At 63.0% G+C, this 17,551-nt stretch carries 21 protein-coding genes and 2 pseudogenes (1 of these 23 only partly in view); 12 read left to right on the top strand and 11 right to left on the bottom strand.

From position 1 onward, the window contains the following. Positions 1–43 precede the first annotated feature (43 nt). On the top strand, positions 44–466 hold the full coding sequence (locus tag EGH24_RS11795) for a DUF2391 family protein (RefSeq protein WP_142980342.1): 423 nt from the start codon (positions 44–46) through the stop codon (positions 464–466). A 68-nt stretch (positions 467–534) separates the two neighbouring features. Here EGH24_RS11795 and EGH24_RS11790 read toward each other — a convergent pair whose 3' ends face one another. Next, positions 535–732, bottom strand: coding sequence for a dodecin (locus tag EGH24_RS11790; protein WP_142980341.1), 198 nt, complete (start codon positions 730–732; stop codon positions 535–537). 150 nt (positions 733–882) lie between these two features. On the opposite strand from EGH24_RS11790, the gene EGH24_RS11785 reads away from it, so the two are divergent. Continuing rightward, entirely contained in the window at positions 883–1,392 is a 510-nt protein-coding gene (locus EGH24_RS11785; RefSeq protein ID WP_142980340.1) for a hypothetical protein, read from the top strand. Positions 1,393–1,406: 14 nt separating this feature from the next. Here the strand turns inward: EGH24_RS11785 and EGH24_RS11780 are convergent, their stop codons facing one another. Then, positions 1,407–2,099: a YqjF family protein gene (locus EGH24_RS11780; RefSeq protein WP_142980339.1), complete on the bottom strand. Its 693-nt coding sequence runs from the start codon at positions 2,097–2,099 to the stop codon at positions 1,407–1,409. 98 nt (positions 2,100–2,197) lie between these two features. Here EGH24_RS11780 and EGH24_RS11775 point away from each other — a divergent pair, with 98 nt between their 5' ends. Both EGH24_RS11775 and EGH24_RS11770 read left to right on the top strand, forming a co-directional pair. Then, a complete protein-coding gene (locus tag EGH24_RS11775; RefSeq protein ID WP_142980338.1) occupies positions 2,198–2,824 on the top strand; it encodes a metal-dependent hydrolase in 627 nt (208 codons plus the stop codon). A 70-nt stretch (positions 2,825–2,894) separates the two neighbouring features. Beyond that, entirely contained in the window at positions 2,895–3,101 is a 207-nt protein-coding gene (locus EGH24_RS11770) for a pro-sigmaK processing inhibitor BofA family protein (protein ID WP_142980337.1), read from the top strand. 25 nt (positions 3,102–3,126) lie between these two features. Here the strand turns inward: EGH24_RS11770 and EGH24_RS11765 are convergent, their stop codons facing one another. Next, positions 3,127–3,768: a helix-turn-helix domain-containing protein gene (locus EGH24_RS11765; protein WP_142980336.1), complete on the bottom strand. Its 642-nt coding sequence runs from the start codon at positions 3,766–3,768 to the stop codon at positions 3,127–3,129. A 203-nt stretch (positions 3,769–3,971) separates the two neighbouring features. On the opposite strand from EGH24_RS11765, the gene EGH24_RS11760 reads away from it, so the two are divergent. Next, positions 3,972–4,631, top strand: coding sequence for a helix-turn-helix domain-containing protein (locus tag EGH24_RS11760; RefSeq protein WP_142980335.1), 660 nt, complete (start codon positions 3,972–3,974; stop codon positions 4,629–4,631). Positions 4,632–4,710: 79 nt separating this feature from the next. Further along, a complete protein-coding gene (locus EGH24_RS11755; protein ID WP_142980334.1) occupies positions 4,711–5,223 on the top strand; it encodes a hypothetical protein in 513 nt (170 codons plus the stop codon). Between the two features lie 21 nt (positions 5,224–5,244). On the opposite strand, the gene EGH24_RS11750 is transcribed toward EGH24_RS11755, so the two are convergent. Then, the gene (locus EGH24_RS11750; protein WP_142980333.1) at positions 5,245–6,066 is read right to left on the bottom strand and encodes a hypothetical protein; all 822 of its coding nucleotides are present in this window, start codon (positions 6,064–6,066) and stop codon (positions 5,245–5,247) included. 148 nt (positions 6,067–6,214) lie between these two features. Between EGH24_RS11750 and EGH24_RS11745 the strand changes: the two genes are divergently transcribed. Beyond that, a complete protein-coding gene (locus EGH24_RS11745) occupies positions 6,215–6,796 on the top strand; it encodes a GNAT family N-acetyltransferase (protein ID WP_142980332.1) in 582 nt (193 codons plus the stop codon). Between the two features lie 48 nt (positions 6,797–6,844). Here EGH24_RS11745 and EGH24_RS11740 read toward each other — a convergent pair whose 3' ends face one another. The 3 genes from EGH24_RS11740 to EGH24_RS11730 form a co-directional block, all read right to left on the bottom strand. Next, complete coding sequence (locus EGH24_RS11740) at positions 6,845–7,129, bottom strand: hypothetical protein (protein WP_142980331.1); 285 nt, start codon at positions 7,127–7,129, stop codon at positions 6,845–6,847. A gap of 60 nt (positions 7,130–7,189) precedes the next feature. After that, positions 7,190–7,465, bottom strand: a complete 276-nt coding sequence (locus EGH24_RS11735; protein WP_142980330.1) for a DUF7520 family protein — start codon at positions 7,463–7,465, stop codon at positions 7,190–7,192. Positions 7,466–7,532: 67 nt separating this feature from the next. Next, a complete protein-coding gene (locus EGH24_RS11730; protein WP_142980329.1) occupies positions 7,533–7,715 on the bottom strand; it encodes a hypothetical protein in 183 nt (60 codons plus the stop codon). A gap of 111 nt (positions 7,716–7,826) precedes the next feature. Here EGH24_RS11730 and cdd point away from each other — a divergent pair, with 111 nt between their 5' ends. The 3 genes from cdd to EGH24_RS11715 all read left to right on the top strand — a co-directional run bounded on the left by cdd (position 7,827) and on the right by EGH24_RS11715 (position 10,327). Then, entirely contained in the window at positions 7,827–8,246 is a 420-nt protein-coding gene (gene cdd / locus EGH24_RS11725; RefSeq protein ID WP_142980328.1) for a cytidine deaminase, read from the top strand. Beyond that, positions 8,243–9,091 (top strand): nucleoside phosphorylase, encoded by an 849-nt coding sequence (locus tag EGH24_RS11720; protein ID WP_142980327.1) that lies wholly within the window; start codon positions 8,243–8,245, stop codon positions 9,089–9,091. Before cdd ends, EGH24_RS11720 begins: the two co-directional genes overlap by 4 nt. A gap of 69 nt (positions 9,092–9,160) precedes the next feature. After that, complete coding sequence (locus tag EGH24_RS11715) at positions 9,161–10,327, top strand: NAD(P)/FAD-dependent oxidoreductase (RefSeq protein WP_142980326.1); 1,167 nt, start codon at positions 9,161–9,163, stop codon at positions 10,325–10,327. Positions 10,328–10,361: 34 nt separating this feature from the next. Here EGH24_RS11715 and EGH24_RS11710 read toward each other — a convergent pair whose 3' ends face one another. Further along, the gene (locus EGH24_RS11710; protein WP_142980325.1) at positions 10,362–10,886 is read right to left on the bottom strand and encodes an Rrf2 family transcriptional regulator; all 525 of its coding nucleotides are present in this window, start codon (positions 10,884–10,886) and stop codon (positions 10,362–10,364) included. Positions 10,887–11,100: 214 nt separating this feature from the next. Between EGH24_RS11710 and rocF the strand changes: the two genes are divergently transcribed. Next, positions 11,101–12,009, top strand: coding sequence for an arginase (gene rocF / locus EGH24_RS11705; RefSeq protein ID WP_142980324.1), 909 nt, complete (start codon positions 11,101–11,103; stop codon positions 12,007–12,009). Between the two features lie 6 nt (positions 12,010–12,015). Here rocF and EGH24_RS11700 read toward each other — a convergent pair whose 3' ends face one another. The 3 genes and pseudogenes from EGH24_RS11700 to gyrB all read right to left on the bottom strand — a co-directional run bounded on the left by EGH24_RS11700 (position 12,016) and on the right by gyrB (position 17,294). Next, positions 12,016–12,846 carry a hypothetical protein gene (locus tag EGH24_RS11700; RefSeq protein WP_142980323.1) on the bottom strand — a complete coding sequence of 277 codons (831 nt, stop codon included), beginning with the start codon at positions 12,844–12,846 and terminating at the stop codon, positions 12,016–12,018. Positions 12,847–12,849: 3 nt separating this feature from the next. Further along, entirely contained in the window at positions 12,850–15,378 is a 2,529-nt protein-coding gene (gene gyrA, locus EGH24_RS11695; RefSeq protein ID WP_142980322.1) for a DNA gyrase subunit A, read from the bottom strand. Beyond that, positions 15,378–17,294: pseudogene (gene gyrB / locus EGH24_RS11690) on the bottom strand (DNA topoisomerase (ATP-hydrolyzing) subunit B). Before gyrB ends, gyrA begins: the two are co-directional and overlap by 1 nt. 127 nt (positions 17,295–17,421) lie before the next feature. On the opposite strand from gyrB, the pseudogene EGH24_RS11685 reads away from it, so the two are divergent. Next, positions 17,422–17,551: pseudogene (locus EGH24_RS11685) on the top strand (DNA topoisomerase VI subunit B); it runs 2,318 nt beyond the window's last position.

The raw sequence follows: 17,551 nt of genomic DNA, 5'->3' as shown, positions 1-17,551 counted from the left end.
AGCAATCCAAAGGAGTATTGTGCTGACCCCACAGTGGACGGGTATGAAGGAGCGGCGGAAGCACAAACTCGCCGATACGGCCCAACAGATCGTCGGCGGGTTCCTGCTGGCCGGGCCGTTCGTCGTTACCGAGGAGGTGTGGCTGCTCGCACGGAACATGACGGTGTTCCACAGCCTCGTCCTCGTCGGCTCGGTGATGGCGATCGGCTACGGCGGCCTCTACGGCGCCGACAACGACCGCGATCCACGGCTGGAGGCCGCAATCGTGGGCGTTCCCGTCCGGTTCATTTCGGTGATGATCGTCGCCTACGGCTCCGTCGGCGGGCTGGCGTTTGCGATCACCGCGCCGGACCTCTTCCTGTCGGATTTAGCGGCCGCCGAGCGGTTGGCTGTCACGTTCCGTGCGATCAGCGTCGCCGCCGTGTTCAGTGTCGTCGGCGCGGTGACGACTGACAGTCTCTTTTAACCAGCCAGTCAGGTTTGTCGGCAGTAAACCGCCGCAAAACGAGGGGGCCAAGGATGGTCGTGTGTGGACTATTCGAGTTCGAAGGCGACTTCGACTTCCGCCTGATACTCCCGATTCTCGACGGTAGCGAGTTCGACGCCGAGTTCTTCGACCTCGATCCAGTGGACGTTTTCGAGGGTATCCAGTGCGCGATCGACAGCGTCGTCGACGGCGGCGTCGAAGCTGTCGGAGCTTTTGCCGATGAGGGTGACCTTCTTGTGTACCATTGCAGCCTCATCTACCGGCCCCGGCGGGAAAAAGTCACCCGCCGACCACCTCATCGCCCAAAGAAATTTGCCGGCGTCGGGAGCACCTTCCGCCATGCAACCATCGCAGCGTCTGCCAGCAGCACCGACACCGACGGGGTCGAGCAGCCGATGAGTGAGGATCCGAAGCCGCTCCGGAATGCCCTTGAGCGGGCGAGCGACGCCTTCGACGCGCCGCCGGAGTCGCTCTCGTTCGAGCCTGCTTTGGATCCGAGCGATACCGAGACCGCGGTGGTCCAACTCCGGACGGCCTGCCGGCTGCTGTCGGCCTGTCGCTCGCTCCGAGAGCCTGGCGGCTACCACGCCAGCGTCGTCCAACTCTCCTTTGCGGCGATCGAACACTCCCTTGAGAGCTATGCCCGCAGCCGCGGCGAGACAATCGGGAACTCGCGGGCGGGCCGCGCCAAGGCCTTCGGGCGAGCCGCTGAACTCGGCCTCGTCAGCGAGACGACGGCCCAACGGCTCAAACGCCTCCACCGCGAGAACCGCGAAGTCGCCCGCACCCGCGGCACCGCAGCCGCCGCCCAGCACGCGACCGCCATGTTCGACCTCGCGGTGACGGTACACAACCATGTCGCCGAAACCGCAGCACTCTCTCAGGAATGCAGCTGTGATGATTGATCGCCGCCGCCCGATTACTCTACGTGGTGGCTCCGCGACGCCTCGACGTTCAATCCCGGACTGTAGTAGTACACCGGTTCCGCATCGGGCGTAGCGAACCCGTGACTCGATAGCAGCGTGTCGGTCTCGATATCGGCCGCCGCGGGGAACAGCGTCCACGGATCGTGGGACACGTCGGTATAGCGGAACGAGCCGTCCTGTGCTTGCGTGTAGAACCGATACCGCTCGACGAGGAACTCGGCGAAGGGATCATCTGGCGCGCTGAACGGTTCGCCGGTCGGCCAGTAGCTACCCTCATAGTGTACCGGTCGGTCGCCGGGATGCAGCCGACGACTCTTGAACTGCACGTGACCGTCGTTCCACTCCAAGGAGATGCGAGCGTAATAGTACGGCAGATGGTGAAACAGCCGCGCGCCGAGCACGCTGGCGACCCCCTGTGCGTCGAGGCTGAAAAAGTAGACGCTGGGAACGCCATCGCGGGTGACGTAGGTTCTGAGGTTGAGTTCCGGCAGCCCCACCCCCAGCGACGCAGGCAGGCCTTTCGGCCGGACTGAGACATTGGTGAACGGGACGGTCGAGAGCCACGCCGAACCGTTGAAGGTGTCGGGCGAGAGCCCCTCGGGCAGGTGCGCGTCCATCACCGCCGGCTCGATCGGCCAGTTTTCGAACAGCAGGTGCCGCCACCCCATCCGCAGCGGGAGAACCATACGAGAACTCGGAGACAGTGGGGAAAATAGGTTTCGTCGATCAGAGATTGGGGTCGGCTAGCCGAAACCGCCTTCTCGGTGCTGGTCGTATCCGGCGTATGCCATCGACGCTGGTTCACGTCGCCGTCGCCGGGCTGGTCGGGACGGCCCTGCTGGGCAGCTACTTCGACCGCCGGGCGATCCTGACGGTCATGGCGGTCGGCGCGGTGCCGGATCTCGACACGCTCATCGGGATTTGGATTTCGGGAGCCCACCGTGCGTATCTCCACTCGATCGTGTTGCCGACCGCGTTGGCTCTGCTGTTAGTGTGGGATGTCTACTGGCGGGAGGAGTCGTGGGTTGGCACGCGGTGGGGCGAGTACGGGATTCGAGTCGCGTGGGTCAGTCTCTTCGCGGTCATTTTCGCCCACAGCCTCTACGACGGCGTCGTCAACGGCGTCAATCTCTTGTGGCCGCTTCAGGACCGGTTTTACGACTTCTCCGGGGAATTACTCGTCTCCAGCGAGCGGGGAATCATCCAGACGTTCATCGATCTCAGCCCCGATGGCGGCACCGTCGAAGGAACGACCGAGAACACCCACTACTACACGGGCGTCGATCCCTCCCGCGGCGAGGAACCCGAGAACGTCGAACGGATCTTCCACGTCATTCAGTCGGGTGAACGGCTGCTGCTCACGGTTGTCGGCTTCGGCGTCGTCGGCTACCGACTGTGGGCCGAGGAATAGCGTCGGGGGAAGTCACACGACTGGGTCGTATGCGACGCCTAACGAAACCCCGTGAGCCGGTAGGGCGGCTATGGTATCCATTCGAGCGTTGGTGGCCAACGCCATCGTCGGGCTCATCCTCCTCCTGATAGCGAACGCGATCGGACTCGGGGTTCAGATATCGGTGTTGACGCTGTTGATCTGTGCTGTCCTCGGCGTGCCGGGAGCGATCCTCGTGATCCTCCTCGCGCAGTTCAACGTCGCCTTCATGGGCGCGATAACAGCGTTGCCGCTGTAGCTTCGCTGCTGTGGACGAACGCCGATTACTCCCGAATGAGCGTCGCGCCGATGAGCCGACGGTGGCCGCGGCGAAGCCGAGAGGACAGCGACTGCTGGGAGATGTCGAGTTCGTCGGCGATATCCGACAGCGACGCCACCCGCGGCGAGTCGAAGTAGCCCATCTCGTAGGCGAGTACGAGAGCCTCGCGTTGGGTGTCGGTCAACTCGTAGCCGGCTCCCTGAACCGGGAGCAACGCGTGGACGGCAGTGATATCGATCTGTATGTCGTTGTCTTGGCAGTAGGTTCGGAACTCGCTGATCTCCTCGCGGTCCTCGCCGCGGACCTCGAACCGCCAGCCCTCGCTGGTGCCGACACCCGAGAGGACAAAGAGGTTCGTCTCGGTGAGCGCGCTCAACACGCCGACGTACTCCCGGTCCCAGTTGGCACGCAGCAGGTGCTCGTCGTCAACGCTGTCGATGGATTTGATGTTGCTCACGCCCGGGTGAAACTCGAAGGCGGCTTCGATATCGCTGACTTCAGCCCCCCGAACCCAGAAATAGGGGATAATCGACGCTTGGTGGGGAATCAGTCGCTCTAACTCGACTGTCACCGCCGGCAGGTTCTCGAAGACGGTTCCAAGCGGGAACTCGGCTGCCGGACTCGTGAACTCCATGACAGTCGCCATACCAGTCGTTTCGGTCCACAACAGGTAATCGAGATGGGTGGTAGACCATGCTGACCACCGAATCGTCTAAGCCTGTTGACTCATTAGAAACAACAGTCAGACATCATATCTGCCGAGATTCCCCCTCGAACGCGACCATCCATGATAGACCATGCCACCGTGTTTTATGCCGTCATTAAAAACTCTGAAAACAGGACTACCGAATGAGTGTCATCGCAGAACTCCTGGTCGCCGCGGCTGATTTCGAGCTAGGGCGGATTCTCACCGTCGATGGCCCCTCGTCTATCGAACTCGAAAGCCTCATCCCCACCGGCAGAGCGACGGTGCCGCTGTTTTGGATTCACAATTCGACGCGGGATTCCTTCGTCGAGACTATCCAATCGCATCCGGCCGTCTCCGCCGCGACGGCGATCGATCGCTTCGACGACCGGACGCTGTTTACCCTCGATTGGGACGCCACCAACGACGCTGTCTTCCGGGGGATCACCGACCACGACGGCCAGCTGTTGAGCGCGGTCGGCACCCCCGAGACGTGGGAGTTCGAACTCCGGTTTCCGACCCACGAACAGCTCACTGAGTTCGCCGCCCACTGCGAGGACAAAGAGGTGACGCTGGAGGTCACCCGCGTCTACAACCCGACGAAGCCGGATTCCGGCCCGTGGTACGGGCTCAGCGACCCCCAGCGGGAGGCCCTCACGCTGGCCGTGGAAATGGGCTACTACGACATCCCGCGTGGCTGTTCGACGAAGGAACTCGCCGCGGAGTTAGGGATTTCAGATCAGGCCGTCACCGAACGCCTCCGGCGCGCTATCGACACCCTCGTTGACCACACGCTCGTCGTCGACGACGAACCGACCGAGTAGCGATGCTGCCGATGGGCGGTAGTCGAGTGGCCCGCTGTCTGACGTGCTTATATACCGCTTGCGGCCGTGGAGGCCAGTAATGGAACCGCTGAGCCTCGGCGGGGCTGGTATGGACCTCTCGGCCGGAGCCACGCTGATCGTCGGCGTCGTCGTCGGCTTGCTGGCAGCCGTCGTGATGGACTGGCCGATGAGCCGCCAGCCCGACGGCTTCGTGCCCGCCTACATCGCCGCGTCGGTGGTGACACGGCAGCCGCTTGCGGACGTGCGGCTCCCGGAGGCAATGATCGTCCACCACCTCGCGGGCGCGCTCGCCGGCCTGTTGTACGCCGTGTTGTTCACGGGCTTCAGCGTCGAGTTCCCGCCGTTGCTAATGGTCGTCGGGGTCGACTTGCTGTCACACCTGCTGGCGGTCGCTGTCGTCGTCGGCTTCATCTACGCTTTTTTCGCCCATTTCGTGTTGCCACGGGCCGGCGGGCAGAGTTACGAGGAACAGGCGACCGCGGTGCGCGGGCAGTGGCTCCGCTCCGCACTCGTTTTTGGGGCAACAATGGCCGTCGGCGTCCCGGCAGTCATCGCCTCGCTGCCGCGGTAGGGCGGCTGCGGGGACAGTCGGTTACGACCGCGTGGAACCGTCGCTGGCGTCGTCAGCGTCGTCCGAGTCGCTGTCCGCGTCGTCATCAGCCGCTTCGGTCCCTTCGAGTTCGGCCGTCTTCTCCTCGACAGTCTGTTCGACCTCCTCGGTTTTCGGCCGGCGATCGACCCGGTCGTTGATCGATTCGAGTTTGTCGATAACTTCCGAGACCTCCTTGCTGACGGTCTTCTCGACGGTTTCCTCGACTTCTTTTTCGACCGTTTCGCCGACTGTTTCCTCGACCTTCTCGCCGACCGTCTCCTCAACTTTCTCGCCAACAGTTTCCTCGACCTTCTCGCCGACTGTCTGTTCAACCGTTTCTTCGACTTTTTCGCCCACAGTCTCCTCGACCGTTTCCTCAACCTTCTCGCCGACCGTCTCCTCAACTTTCTCGCCAACAGTTTCCTCGACCTTCTCGCCGACTTCCTTTTCGACGGATTCGCCGACGCTTTTCTCGACGCTCTCGGCGACTTCCTTCTCAACCGTCTCGCCGACGCTCTTCTCGACACTTTCGGCGACCTCTTTTTCAACTGTCTCGCCGACCGTCTCCTCGACGGTGTCGCCGACTTCTTCCTCAACGGTCTCCTCGACGCTTTTTTCGACAACGTCGGCCACCTCTCTGGTCATCCAGTCGGGATCGAACCGCGACATCTTCCAGACGACGTGGACGAGATACGACAGCAGGACGCCGAGCCCGAAGGCGACGCCGGTCTGTGTGCCGACGACGAGCAGCAGGATGACCGCGAGGAAGATCAGCAGGCCATAGGTGAGATCCACACCGAAATCGACGTGATTCGGTTTCATCGTAGTCCCAACTCCACGAGCGGCACGACTTGTTTCATGCGATCGATAGCTCCCGTAGCGGTATAATCTCCCCGTAATAGACGGAGGATTGCCGCCGCGACGACCCCGCCGGGGAACGTTTAATCCACCCGAGAATCTATCCTCACCTATGTACGTCCGCGATGCGAAAAACAGAGACGAGGCGTGGCTCTTGGCGGAGATCGAGTCCATCGGGCTCGACGACGAGGCCTTCCGCTCGCGGGATTACGTACTCGCGGTCGACGAACAGTCGGACGAGCGCGTCGGCTTCGGCCGCCTCCGCATCCACGCCGGTGACCCCGATGTCTGTGAACTGACCGGGATCGGCGTGCTGGAATCGTGGCGCGGACAGGGCGTGGGCGCGCACGTGGTTGAGCGACTGATCGCGGAAGCCGGCGACGAAGGGTTCGAGACCGTCTACGTGTTGACCGACCAGCCCGGCTATCTCGATCAGTTCGGCTTCGAGGAACGCGACCGCGCTGAGCTCCCGGCCGCACTCGCCGGCCGACTGGAACGCAAGGACGACCGACTCGCCGGCGAGGTGGTGGCCCGCGTCATCGCCACCGACGGCTTCGAGATGCCGCCGCGGCTACGGGAGGCGTTCAAACACGCCGAAGCAGACAACGGTGGCGACGAGGAGCCGCCGGAAACGGCAGCGGATTTCGGGATCGACGCTGACTCGGCGACCTACAAGTACGATACCGGCTCCTGACGAGAGCGGTCCTGGTGAGAGCGGCGTCGCCGATCGCAGAAATAACAGCTACCGATTGTCGAGGAAGTCCGTACTAAAGACCAGATACGTGAGTGCGGTCGTAAACAGGATCGGCGGGAGCTGTGCGAAGGCCCACAAAGGATCGATCCCCCACACGAGAATCAGCGTCGCGTTGCCGATCCCCAGCGCGAAGAAGGGTAGGGCGTACAGCACGGCGCGTTTCCGGTTGCGGCCCGAGGAGTCGAGTTCGGGCGCGACGCCGTCGTCGCCGGGCGACTCCCCGGCCGTGGGCTCGTCGTCGGCTCCCTCGGCAGTCCCGGTCGGCTGTACCATACCCTATGCTCGGTGCCGCGTCGCAAAAACGGTTGGCTCTCGCTCCCGTCGGTGTCATACTCACCCCGCGTCAGTGTCGTACCGTGAGGCCAGCGAGATCAAGACGTAGAGTCCGCCGAGTGCGAGCCCAACGACAGCCATTCCGTAGAGGCCCATCGCGCCGGGCGTCACCGGCACGGTCAGAATCCCAAGGATCAGCAATTCCGGCACCGTCGCGCCGCCGTTCGCGCCGACGATGAACCCGAGAACGCCTCCCAGCAGGATCATCCCCACACCCAACGCTATGAGAATCTGGCGGCCGAATACTTCCCCGGAAGCGGCGTCCGTCTCGGTCACACCCATCCTACGCGACCGGCGGCTTAGAGGCTTTCCGTCTGTTGACGACGACAGCGAGGAGAGCGAATTACTGCGGCGAGACGACGAACAGCGAGAGGACTACCAACAGTGCAGCGAGCAGGCCGCCGATTCCGATGCCGAGTCGCAGCGGAATCGCAAGCCACACCCCCGCAGCGGTGCCGCCGGCCACCGACGCGGGCATCGCTGCCAACAGCCCATCGTACCGCGTCTGGGAGTCGATCTCGGTCATGTCAAACCCATGTGACGCCTGCTAATTAAATATTATTACTCGAAAGCACCGCCGCAACCTCAGGCCCCGTTGCCGACCAAGCTATATGGCCGTCGGTCGTGGGCACCCGGTATGGTCGAGCCACTCATCGAGCGGGCGCGGGCGGCACTGGAGAACGCCCACGTTCCGTACTCCGACTATCGCGTCGGCGCGGCCCTCCGAACCGCCGACTGCAGCGTGTTCGTCGGCTGCAATATCGAGAACGCCAACTACTCCAACAGCCTCCATGCTGAGGAAGTCGCTATCGCCGAGGCAGTGAAAACCGGCCACACAGATTTCGAAAGGCTGGCCGTCACCTCGGCGGCCCGCGACGGTGTCACTCCTTGTGGGATGTGTCGGCAGACGCTGGCGGAGTTCTGTGCGGAATCGTTCCCCATCGTCTGTGATCTCGGCGACGACGAAGCCACAGAGTACACCCTCGGCGAGTTGCTGCCGAACACCATCTCACAAGACACACTCGCTGCCGCCGAACGGAGAGGTGGATCGGAATGACGGACGCTGACGATGCGGAGAACAAGATAGCCGACAGCGAGGACCCCAACACCGACCGGCAGTACCATCTCGAAGTCACGGCCGACGACGTTGCCGACAGCGTTCTCTTACCAGGGAACCCTGACCGCCTCGAAAAGATCACCGCGGTTTGGGATACCGCCGAAACGGTCGCCAGCCATCGGGAGTACCGGACGGCGACGGGTCGCTACCGAGAAACACCGATATCGGTCACTTCGACCGGGATCGGCGGTCCCTCGTCCGCCATCGCTCTCGAAGAACTCGCCCGCGTCGGGAGTGAGACGTTCATCCGGGTCGGTTCCTGTGGGACGGTCCGGCCGGATATCGTCGTCGGCGACCTCGTCATCACGTCCGGCGCGATGCGCCAAGAGGGAACGAGCAGCGAGTATATCGACGAAACGTACCCGGCAAGCGCGGACTACGAAGTCGTCAACGCCCTCATCGCCGCCGCCGAGCGGTTGGGTCACGAGTACCACGTCGGCGTCACCCTCAGCACCGACAGCTTCTACGCCGGCCAAGCGCGACCCGGTTTCGAGGGCTATGAAGCCCCCGGCAGCGACGACCTCTTGGAGACGCTGAAGGCGGCCAACGTCGCCAACATCGAGATGGAGGCCGCAACGCTGCTGACGCTGGCGAACATCTACGGGCTGCGGGCCGGCGCGGTCTGTACCGTCTACGCTAACCGTGAGACCGGCGTCTTCGAGACGATCGGCGCGTCACGTGCCGCCGAGACGGCGAGCCTTGCGGTCGCCCTGCTGGCGGAGATGGATGCGGCGAAACGCGAGGCCGGCGTCGACCACTGGCATCCGGGCCTCTCACTGGACTGAGTCGGTGTCGGCGACCCGTGTCGTCACTGTTCCAAAGCCGCTTTATCGGAGGGCCGCCGAGTGGCGGGTATGACAGACCACGTCGTCGTTATCGGGGCCGGCTATGCCGGTGCTGGGACGGTCAAATCGTTCGAAGACGAGATCGAAGACGGGGAGGCCGAACTCACGTGGATCTCGGAACACGACTACCACCTCGTGCTGCATGAGACCCACCGCGTAATTCGCAATCCACAAGCCGAATCGAAGGTAGCGATCCCGGTCGATGAGATCAAATCGCCCGCCACGAACTTCATCCGCGACCGCGTCACCGGCGTCGACACCGACGAGCGAACCATCGACCTCCGCGATGGCGAATCCGTCGAGTACGACTACCTGCTGGTCGCCCTCGGTAGCGGGACCGCCTTCTTCGGGATCGACGGCCTCGAAGAACACGCGCTGACGATGAAAAGCCTCGACGACGCCCGCGAGATCCACGAAGCGATCCGCGAGGCCGGCGAGGACGCCACCCAGAGCGACCCCGCCCAAGTGCTGGTCGGCGGCGCGGGCCTCTCGGGGATTCAGACGGCTGGCGAGATCGCCGGCTACCGCGACGACACCCGGACGCCGATGGATATCAAGCTGGTCGAGGGCCTCGACGAAATCTTCCCGGGTAATGACCCTCGCGTGCAGGGCGCGCTCAAGAAACGCCTCCAAGAGCGTGACGTAGAGATCCTCACCGGCGACTTCATCTCGGAGGTCGACGAGGAGACCGTCTATCTCGGCGAGGACGAATCGATGCCCTACGACGTTTTGGTGTGGACCGGCGGCATCACTGGCCGCGAAGAGATCGCCGACACGAACCTCGACAAAGACGACCGCTCGAACCGCGTCTACTCGGAGTCTGACTTCCAGACCAGCGACGACCGCGTTTTCGCCATCGGCGACGCCGCACTCGTCGATCAGGGCGGCGATGAGGAAGCCCCGCCGACCGCACAGGCCGCCTGGCAGGCTGCCGAAGTCGCCGGCGAGAACCTCGCGCGGGCCGTCCGCGGCGCGCCGCTGAAATCGTGGAAACACAAGGACAAAGGAACGGTCATCTCGGTCGGCGAGGATGCCGTCGCCCACGACGTGATGGGCGTCCCGATCAACACCTTTGGCGGACTGCCGGCGAAAGCCCTCAAGAAAGGAATCGCCTGCCGCTGGATCGCCGATGTGACGAGCGTGAAGCGCGCGGTCAACGCGTGGAGCGATATGTAGACGCAGGCGAGAAAAACGACTCCGCGACTTACTCTCAGTCTTCTGCCGGCGCGACCATCTCGTCGATTTCGAGGATGAGGATGCTGTTCGTATCGTCTTTGGCGTCGAGCGTCCCCGTGATTTTGAGCTTCGATAGCGGCGTCGGGCCGACGACGACCTCGTCGCCCTCGTGGAAATCGCGGATCGAGCCCTGTAGGTGGATCTCCGCGCGACAGAGTTCCGGATGGTGGACGCTTGAGAGGTCGATACTCTCGACGGTCGCGTTGCTGATTTCCTCACCGTCGTGGTGGAGCGGAACCGAGGCGGGTTCGTCCATCTGGTCGACATCGAGCGCTTCGTAGGCGTCGGCCGTCGGTTTATAGCCGCCTTTCGGGCCCGGNACNCCCTCGACNAGNTGNAGNGCNTTCAGGCTCTGCATCTGGTTGCGNATCGTCCCCGGGTTNCGNTCNACNTCCTCGGCGATNTCCTCGCCTTTCACCGCGTCTTCGGTTTCGCGGTGGAGGTTAGTCAGTGCGGTCAGAATCGTTTTCTGACTCGGCGTTAGTTCGATTGATGACATGCCTCATCGTTCAACGGGACCGTTGATAAATCCGATGGAAGACTAGGAAGGATTTAGTTTCCGAACTCGACTTTCTGTTTCGATGAGATTTCTTCGGCGCATCCGAACAAAAGCTCTCAAATCTAGCCAGCAACAACGAATTCCGAGTCGAATCGGCAGCAGCGTGGCAGCACCAGCGGATACGGCTAAGTGACTCGGCTGTGTCCTGACAGCTATGGAACAGTCCGTGCGCATCATCGGCGCGCCGACCGACTACGGCGCGAACCGACGCGGCGTCGATATGGGGCCGTCGGCGATCCGCTATGCCGGCCTCGCCGAGCAACTGGAGGCGGCCGACGTGATACCGCTTGACGTCGGCGACATCGACGCCCCGCGAGCCGAGGTCTGCGATCCGGACACGACGCCGCCGGCCAGCGGCAACGCGAAATTCCTCAACGAAACGGAGGCAGTCTGTCGCCGGCTGGCTGATGAGGTCGCGGCCACGCTGACCGAGGGACACCTCCCGCTCGTCCTCGGTGGCGACCACTCGGTCGCTATCGGCTCCGTTCGAGGGTCGGCACGAGACGCCGATATCGGCACGGTCTGGTTCGACGCTCACAGCGACCTCAACACGCCGGCAACGTCGCCGTCGGGCAACGTCCACGGAATGCCGCTGGCGGCCCTGCTGGGAATCGGCGCGTTCGACGCCGTCGAGTGGGCCAATGCCCCCAGCCTCCGAGAGGAAAACCTCGCGCTCGTCGGCCTGCGGAGCGTCGATGAACCCGAAAAAGAGCTCATCGCGAACAGCGAAATCAGCGTGTTCACTATGTCGGAAATCGATCAACGCGGCATCACCGCCGTCACTGACGACGCGCTGGCGGCTGCGACCGACGGTGTAGACGCGCTCCATGTCAGCCTCGATCTCGACTGGCTCGATCCGGGCGAGGCCCCCGGCGTCGGGACACCGGTTCGCGGCGGCGTGAGCTACCGCGAGGCCCACGCTGCGATGGAGCGGGTCGCCGACTGCGGGCTGTTGCGCTCGCTGGATCTCGTTGAGGTGAACCCGGTACTCGACGAATCCAACGAGACGGCCGCGCTTGCGACGGAGTTGGCCGCCAGCGCGCTCGGTAAACGGATTCTGTGACCGGTGTTACTGCTCTAAGAGTTGCTGGACGCGACTGGCGATGGCTGATCGCAACGTGTCGGTGTCAACGCTGCCGCTGCCAGTGACCTGTGTGGGATGCTTCCGACCGATTGTTTCCAGCAGTCTGTCAGTGACGGCGTCAACAGTCACCGGCTGGCCCGCCGATTCAAGCGTCGTTGTCACGGATTTTACCTCGTCGGCTGTGGCATGGGTTTCGGTGAGTTTGTCGGCTGTTCGGTCGCTTGGCTGTTCATCGTCGGAGGTCTCGACAGCGTCGTTCGTGAGTTTCCCGCGCTGGCCCTGCTTGTTCCGGATGACGACGCCCGCGGCCGGACCGTCGTACCACGCCGACTGTGGGATTTCGTACGAGTCGACGGCGAAATCCCGAGCATGATACTCGCGCTCGAAGGTGTTGATCGGATCGAGCCCGAGCCGTCCGAAGATACCATCAGCCGCACCGGGCGGACGAAACGCCTGGCTATCAGCCGACCACACCTCGGTGCCGAGGAACGACGGCATCAAATCAAGTTCGTAGGGTGTCGACTCCCGAGTGGTTGCAACGCCGAAGAACGTGACCTGCTCTACGTCGTCAACGGCGGCTCTGAGTGTCTCGCGGTCCAGCGACTCGCGGATGTGGCGAACTGCCCGCTGGAGCGGTAGCGGCGCGGCATCGGGATCGTCGTAAACAGTGCCAGCGTCGCCGACGCGAAGGAGTCCCGAGTCCTGTAGCTGAAACCGCAGCGGTCGGCCATCGATCAACTCGAGAATCCAGAGATGGCCCGACAGCAAGTCGTCGGGGGCGTCGGCAACCGATGGTGTTGTTGGAAACTGTTTCACTCGTTAGTCGTCGCTGGTAGTCGTGGCTTCGGGGTCAGCATCAAGATCCACGTCGGCCTCGGATTCGTCGGTCACCATCTCGCGTGGGATCACGTCGAGACAGGCGACGCGGTCGGCCTCGTCGATATCCATCACGATCACGCCCATCGTGTTGCGGCCGACGATCGAGAGGTCTTGGACCGGCGTGCGCATGATCTGGCCGGACTCGCTCATGACGACGAGGTGGTCGCCCGGGCCGACGGTCTCCATCGCACAGACCGGGCCGTTTCGGCCCTCGGTTTTGATGTCGATTAGGCCCTTGCCGTTACGGGATTGGACGCGATAGTCCTCGATATCGGAGCGTTTCCCGTAGCCGTTTTCGGTAACCGTCAGCACCCAGCTGTGACGGTCGGTATCGACGGCGGCGACGCCGGCGACCGTATCGTCGTCCTGCAGGTCGATTCCGCGGACGCCGCGCGCGCTCCGGCCCATCGCTCGCACGTCGCTCTCGGCGAAGCGGATCGACATGCCGCCGGTCGTCGTTACCACGAGCGAGCGGTCGCCGTCGGTGACCTCTACATCGACGAGTTCGTCGCCGTCTTCCAGCCGGATCGCACGGATGCCGGAAGTATGGATGTTCTGGAAGTCCTCGACGCCGGTACGTTTGATGTAGCCGTCCCGTGTCACCATCGTCAGATACCGGTCGGCGTCGCCCTCCTCAATCTCGATATCGTCGGTGTTGACGACGGCGGTTAGCTCCTCGCCGTCATCGAGATCGAGGAGGTTCACCGCGGATTTGCCGCGGGCCGTGCGGCTCATCTCGGGGATCTGGAACCCGCGGAGTTTGTAGATCTGCCCGTAGTTGGTGAAACAGAGCAGGTAGTCGTGGGTGTTGGCGACGAACACCGAAGAGACCGAATCGCCCTCCTTGAGATCCGTTCCAATAATTCCCTTGCCGCCGCGGTTCTGCGCGGAGAACGTCGACAGCGGCATCCGCTTGATGTAGTCGTCCTCGGACATGGCGACGACGATATCTTCCTCGGGAATGAGGTCCTCGTGGGCGACGGTGTCGCTGTCCTCGATGAAGGAGGTCCGTCGCTCGTCGTCATATTCGTCCTTGATTTCGAGCAGTTCCTCCTCGATGACACCCAGCAGTTCGCTCTCGTTGTTCAGGATCTCTTCGAGTCGCTCGATGCGCGCTTGGACATCCTCGTACTCGTCTTTGATCGCTTGGGCCTCCATCGAGGTTAGCGAACCGAGCTGCATCGAGACGATGTGATCGACCTGATCTTCCGAGAAGTCGAACTCCTCGCGGAGCGCGGCCTTCGCGGCGTCGCGGTCCTCGGCGTCCTGAATCGTCTCGACCACATCGTCGACGTTGTTGAGCGCGGTCAGCCGCCCTTCGAGGATGTGGGCGCGATCTTCGGCTTCGTCGAGTTCGTACTGGGAGCGACGGCGGACGACCTCGCGTCGGTGATCGAGGTAGTGTTTGATCGTCTCGCGCAGATCGAGTACCTGCGGCGCGCCATCGACGAGGGCGAGGTTGATAACGCCGAACGTCGATTCGAGATGGCTTTCGAGCAGTTGGTTTTTCACGACATCGACCATCGCGTCGCGTTTGAGGTCGATGACGACGCGGATGCCGTCGCGGTCGGACTCATCACGGAGGTCACGGATGCCTTCCAGTTTGCCCTCGTTGACGTCGTCGGCAATGCGCTCGACGAGACGAGCTTTGTTCTCTTGGAAGGGGAGTTCGGTAATGACGATCCGGCCGTCCTCCTCGTCGACTTCGAATTCGGCGCGAACGCGGACGCGACCGCGACCTGTTTTGTACGCCGAGTGGACGCCGCTGCGGCCAACGATGTTGGCTCCGGTCGGGAAATCCGGCCCCTTGACGTGGTCCATCAGATCCTCCACGGTCGCTTCGGGGTTGTTGATCAGATGGACTGTGGCGTCGATGACCTCGCCGAGGTTGTGCGGCGGGATGTTCGTCGACATCCCGACGGCGATACCGGAGGAGCCGTTGACAAGAAGATTCGGGAACGCCGACGGGAGTACGTCGGGCTCTTGGAGGCGGTCGTCGTAGTTCGCGCTGAAGTCGACAGTGTCCTNNTCGATGTCGGCNAGCANCTCCTCGGCGANNGGNGCCATCCGNGCCTCGGTGTACCGCATCGCCGCCGGCGGGTCGCCGTCGACGGAGCCGAAGTTCCCCTGCCCGTCGANCAGCGGNTANCGNANCGAGAAGTCCTGNGCCATCCGNGCNANNGNGTCGTAGATCGCGCTGTCGCCGTGGGGGTGGAAATCACCCATCGTCTCGCCGACGATGGAGGAACTCTTGCGGTGAGCCGAGCCAGCCGAAACGCCGGCTTCATGCATCGCATACAGGATGCGCCGGTGGACGGGTTTGAGACCGTCGCGNNCNTCNGGNAGNGCNCGCCCNNCGATGACCGACATCGCGTANTCGATGTANGACTGCTCCATCTCGTCTTCGATCCGGGCGGTTTCGATGCGTGCAGCGTCGACGTCGGGCTCGTCAGGTAGATCAGCACTCATTAGATATCAACCCATTCGGCGTCGGTCGCATGCTCTTTGATGAACTGTTTCCGTGGCTCGACGGCGTCGCCCATCAGCACCGAGAACATCCGGTCGGCTGCGGCGGCGTCCTCGATGGTGATACGCTTGAGAATGCGGTTTTCGGGGTCCATCGTCGTCTCCCACAGTTGGTCGGGATTCATCTCGCCGAGACCCTTGAACCGTTGGACCTGTGTGGGGTTGCCGTTGCATTTCTCTTCGATAATGCGGTCGCGGTCGGCTTCGGTCATCGCGTCGTAGGTGTTGCCCCGGTAGCGAACGCGGTACAGCGGCGGTTGGGCCGCATAGACGTAGCCAGCCTCGATCAGCGGGCGCATATGGCGGTACAAGAGGGTGAGCAGGAGGGTTCGGATGTGCGCGCCGTCCACGTCGGCGTCAGTCATCAGGATGATCTTGTGATACCGGGTCTCCTCGATATCGAACTCCTCGCCGACGCCCGCGCCGATGGCGGTGATCAGCGCGCGGATCTCGTTGTTTTCGAGAATCCGGTCGAGCCGGTGTTTTTCGACGTTGAGGATCTTCCCCTTGATCGGGAGGATCGCCTGATTGTGCCGGTCGCGGCCCTGTTTGGCCGAGCCGCCGGCCGAGTCGCCCTCGACGACGAACAGCTCGCTCTCGCTGGGTTCGCGCGTTTGACAGTCCGCGAGTTTGCCGGGGAGGGCAGTCGATTCGAGGGCCGATTTTCGGCGGGTCAGCTCCTCGGCCTTCTTCGCGGCTTTGCGGGCGCGGGCCGCCTCTGCGGCCTTGTTGACGACGGCTTTCCCGGTGTCAGGGTTCTCTTCGAGATGGGTGCGAAGGTGTTCGTGAGTCGCGCTCTCGACAATGCCACGAACCTCGCTGTTGCCGAGNTTCGTCTTNGTCTGNCCCTCGAACTGCGGGTCNGGGTGTTTNANCGANANGACCGCCGTGAGCCCCTCGCGGANGTCCTCNCCNTTGAGGTTCTCGTCGANNTCGGNGNTGAGGTCGTGGTCGTCGGCGTAGTCGTTGACGACGCGGGTGAGCGCGGTCTTGAATCCAGTGAGGTGGGTACCACCCTCGCGGGTATTGATATTGTTAGCGAAAGCGTGGATCGAGCCCTGGAGCTCGTCGGTCGCCTGAATGGCGATTTCGACCTGAATGTCGTTTTCCTCGTCGTCGAAATAGATGACGTCCTCGTGGAGAGGCGTCCGCGTCTCGTTGAGGTATTCGACGAACTCTCTGATGCCGCCCTCGTAGCGGAAGACCTCGCTTTCGTCGCTGCGTTCGTCGGCAAGGGTGATCTCGACGCCGGAGTTGAGGAAGGCGAGTTCGCGCAGCCGGTTTTCGAGCGTCGAGTAGGTGAAATCGGTCGTCTCGAAGATTTCCGTGTCGGGCCAGAAGCGAATCGTCGTCCCGGTTTCCTCGTCGGCTTCGAGCGGCCGGACCTGCTCGAAGGCGTCGGGTTCGGGTTCGCCGTGATCGAAGCTGTGTTTCCAGAGATGGCCGTCGCGTTTGACTTCGACTTGCANCNNCTGNGANAGCGCGTTGACGACGCTGACGCCGACGCCGTGGAGNCCGCCGGACACCTGATACGACTCCTTGTCGAACTTGCCGCCGGCGTGGAGCACCGTCATGATGACCTCCAGCGCCGGTCGGTCGTACTCGGCGTGTGTGTCTACCGGGATGCCGCGGCCGTCGTCGCTGACCGAGACGGCGCCGTCCTCGTGGACGGTCACCTCGATGGTGTCGCAGTAGCCCGCAAGCGCTTCGTCGATGGAGTTGTCGACCACCTCGTAGACGAGATGATGGAGGCCGCGCGTGTCNGTCGANCCGATATACATCGCNGGNCGNTTCNGGACAGCCTNCANGCCTTCGAGGACTTGGATCTGCCCGGCCCCGTAGTCACTTTCGTCTGCCATTGAACTACGATTCTCTAAGTATCCCCCGGGGATAAAGCTCCCGCACGCCCGCGCGCGGAGCGACCGACCATCACGGCACCTGCAGCCAAACAGGTTATACTCTCCCCGGCGAAAAGGCCCCCATAGCATGACATCGTTCCAGGCGGAACTCGGTGCCGACGAAGGGATCGCCGAGGAGTTGGCGGCGAGCCAACGTGAGATCTCTATCGCCGAGTTCTTCGAGAAGAACAAGCANATGCTCGGCTTCGACTCNGNNG

The organism is Halonotius terrestris (assembly GCF_006861665.1).
In the GTDB taxonomy this organism is placed as follows: Archaea; Halobacteriota; Halobacteria; order Halobacteriales; family Haloferacaceae; genus Halonotius; species Halonotius terrestris.
This window is presented reverse-complemented; position numbering and strand designations above follow the sequence as displayed.

Bases quoted from the DNA above. Each gene is read 5' to 3' on its own strand.
- EGH24_RS11765 (WP_142980336.1), bottom strand. From the start codon at position 3,768: ATGGCGACTGTCATGGAGTTCACGAGTCCGGCAGCCGAGTTCCCGCTT.
- EGH24_RS11715 (WP_142980326.1), top strand. From the start codon at position 9,161: ATGACAGACCACGTCGTCGTTATCGGGGCCGGCTATGCCGGTGCTGGG.
- EGH24_RS11780 (WP_142980339.1), bottom strand. From the start codon at position 2,099: ATGGTTCTCCCGCTGCGGATGGGGTGGCGGCACCTGCTGTTCGAAAAC.
- EGH24_RS11770 (WP_142980337.1), top strand. From the start codon at position 2,895: ATGGTATCCATTCGAGCGTTGGTGGCCAACGCCATCGTCGGGCTCATC.
- EGH24_RS11740 (WP_142980331.1), bottom strand. From the start codon at position 7,129: ATGGTACAGCCGACCGGGACTGCCGAGGGAGCCGACGACGAGCCCACG.
- EGH24_RS11760 (WP_142980335.1), top strand. From the start codon at position 3,972: ATGAGTGTCATCGCAGAACTCCTGGTCGCCGCGGCTGATTTCGAGCTA.
- cdd (WP_142980328.1), top strand. From the start codon at position 7,827: ATGGTCGAGCCACTCATCGAGCGGGCGCGGGCGGCACTGGAGAACGCC.
- rocF (WP_142980324.1), top strand. From the start codon at position 11,101: ATGGAACAGTCCGTGCGCATCATCGGCGCGCCGACCGACTACGGCGCG.
- EGH24_RS11745 (WP_142980332.1), top strand. From the start codon at position 6,215: ATGTACGTCCGCGATGCGAAAAACAGAGACGAGGCGTGGCTCTTGGCG.
- EGH24_RS11755 (WP_142980334.1), top strand. From the start codon at position 4,711: ATGGAACCGCTGAGCCTCGGCGGGGCTGGTATGGACCTCTCGGCCGGA.
- EGH24_RS11730 (WP_142980329.1), bottom strand. From the start codon at position 7,715: ATGACCGAGATCGACTCCCAGACGCGGTACGATGGGCTGTTGGCAGCG.
- EGH24_RS11750 (WP_142980333.1), bottom strand. From the start codon at position 6,066: ATGAAACCGAATCACGTCGATTTCGGTGTGGATCTCACCTATGGCCTG.
- EGH24_RS11795 (WP_142980342.1), top strand. From the start codon at position 44: ATGAAGGAGCGGCGGAAGCACAAACTCGCCGATACGGCCCAACAGATC.
- EGH24_RS11790 (WP_142980341.1), bottom strand. From the start codon at position 732: ATGGTACACAAGAAGGTCACCCTCATCGGCAAAAGCTCCGACAGCTTC.
- EGH24_RS11720 (WP_142980327.1), top strand. From the start codon at position 8,243: ATGACGGACGCTGACGATGCGGAGAACAAGATAGCCGACAGCGAGGAC.
- EGH24_RS11775 (WP_142980338.1), top strand. From the start codon at position 2,198: ATGCCATCGACGCTGGTTCACGTCGCCGTCGCCGGGCTGGTCGGGACG.
- EGH24_RS11785 (WP_142980340.1), top strand. From the start codon at position 883: ATGAGTGAGGATCCGAAGCCGCTCCGGAATGCCCTTGAGCGGGCGAGC.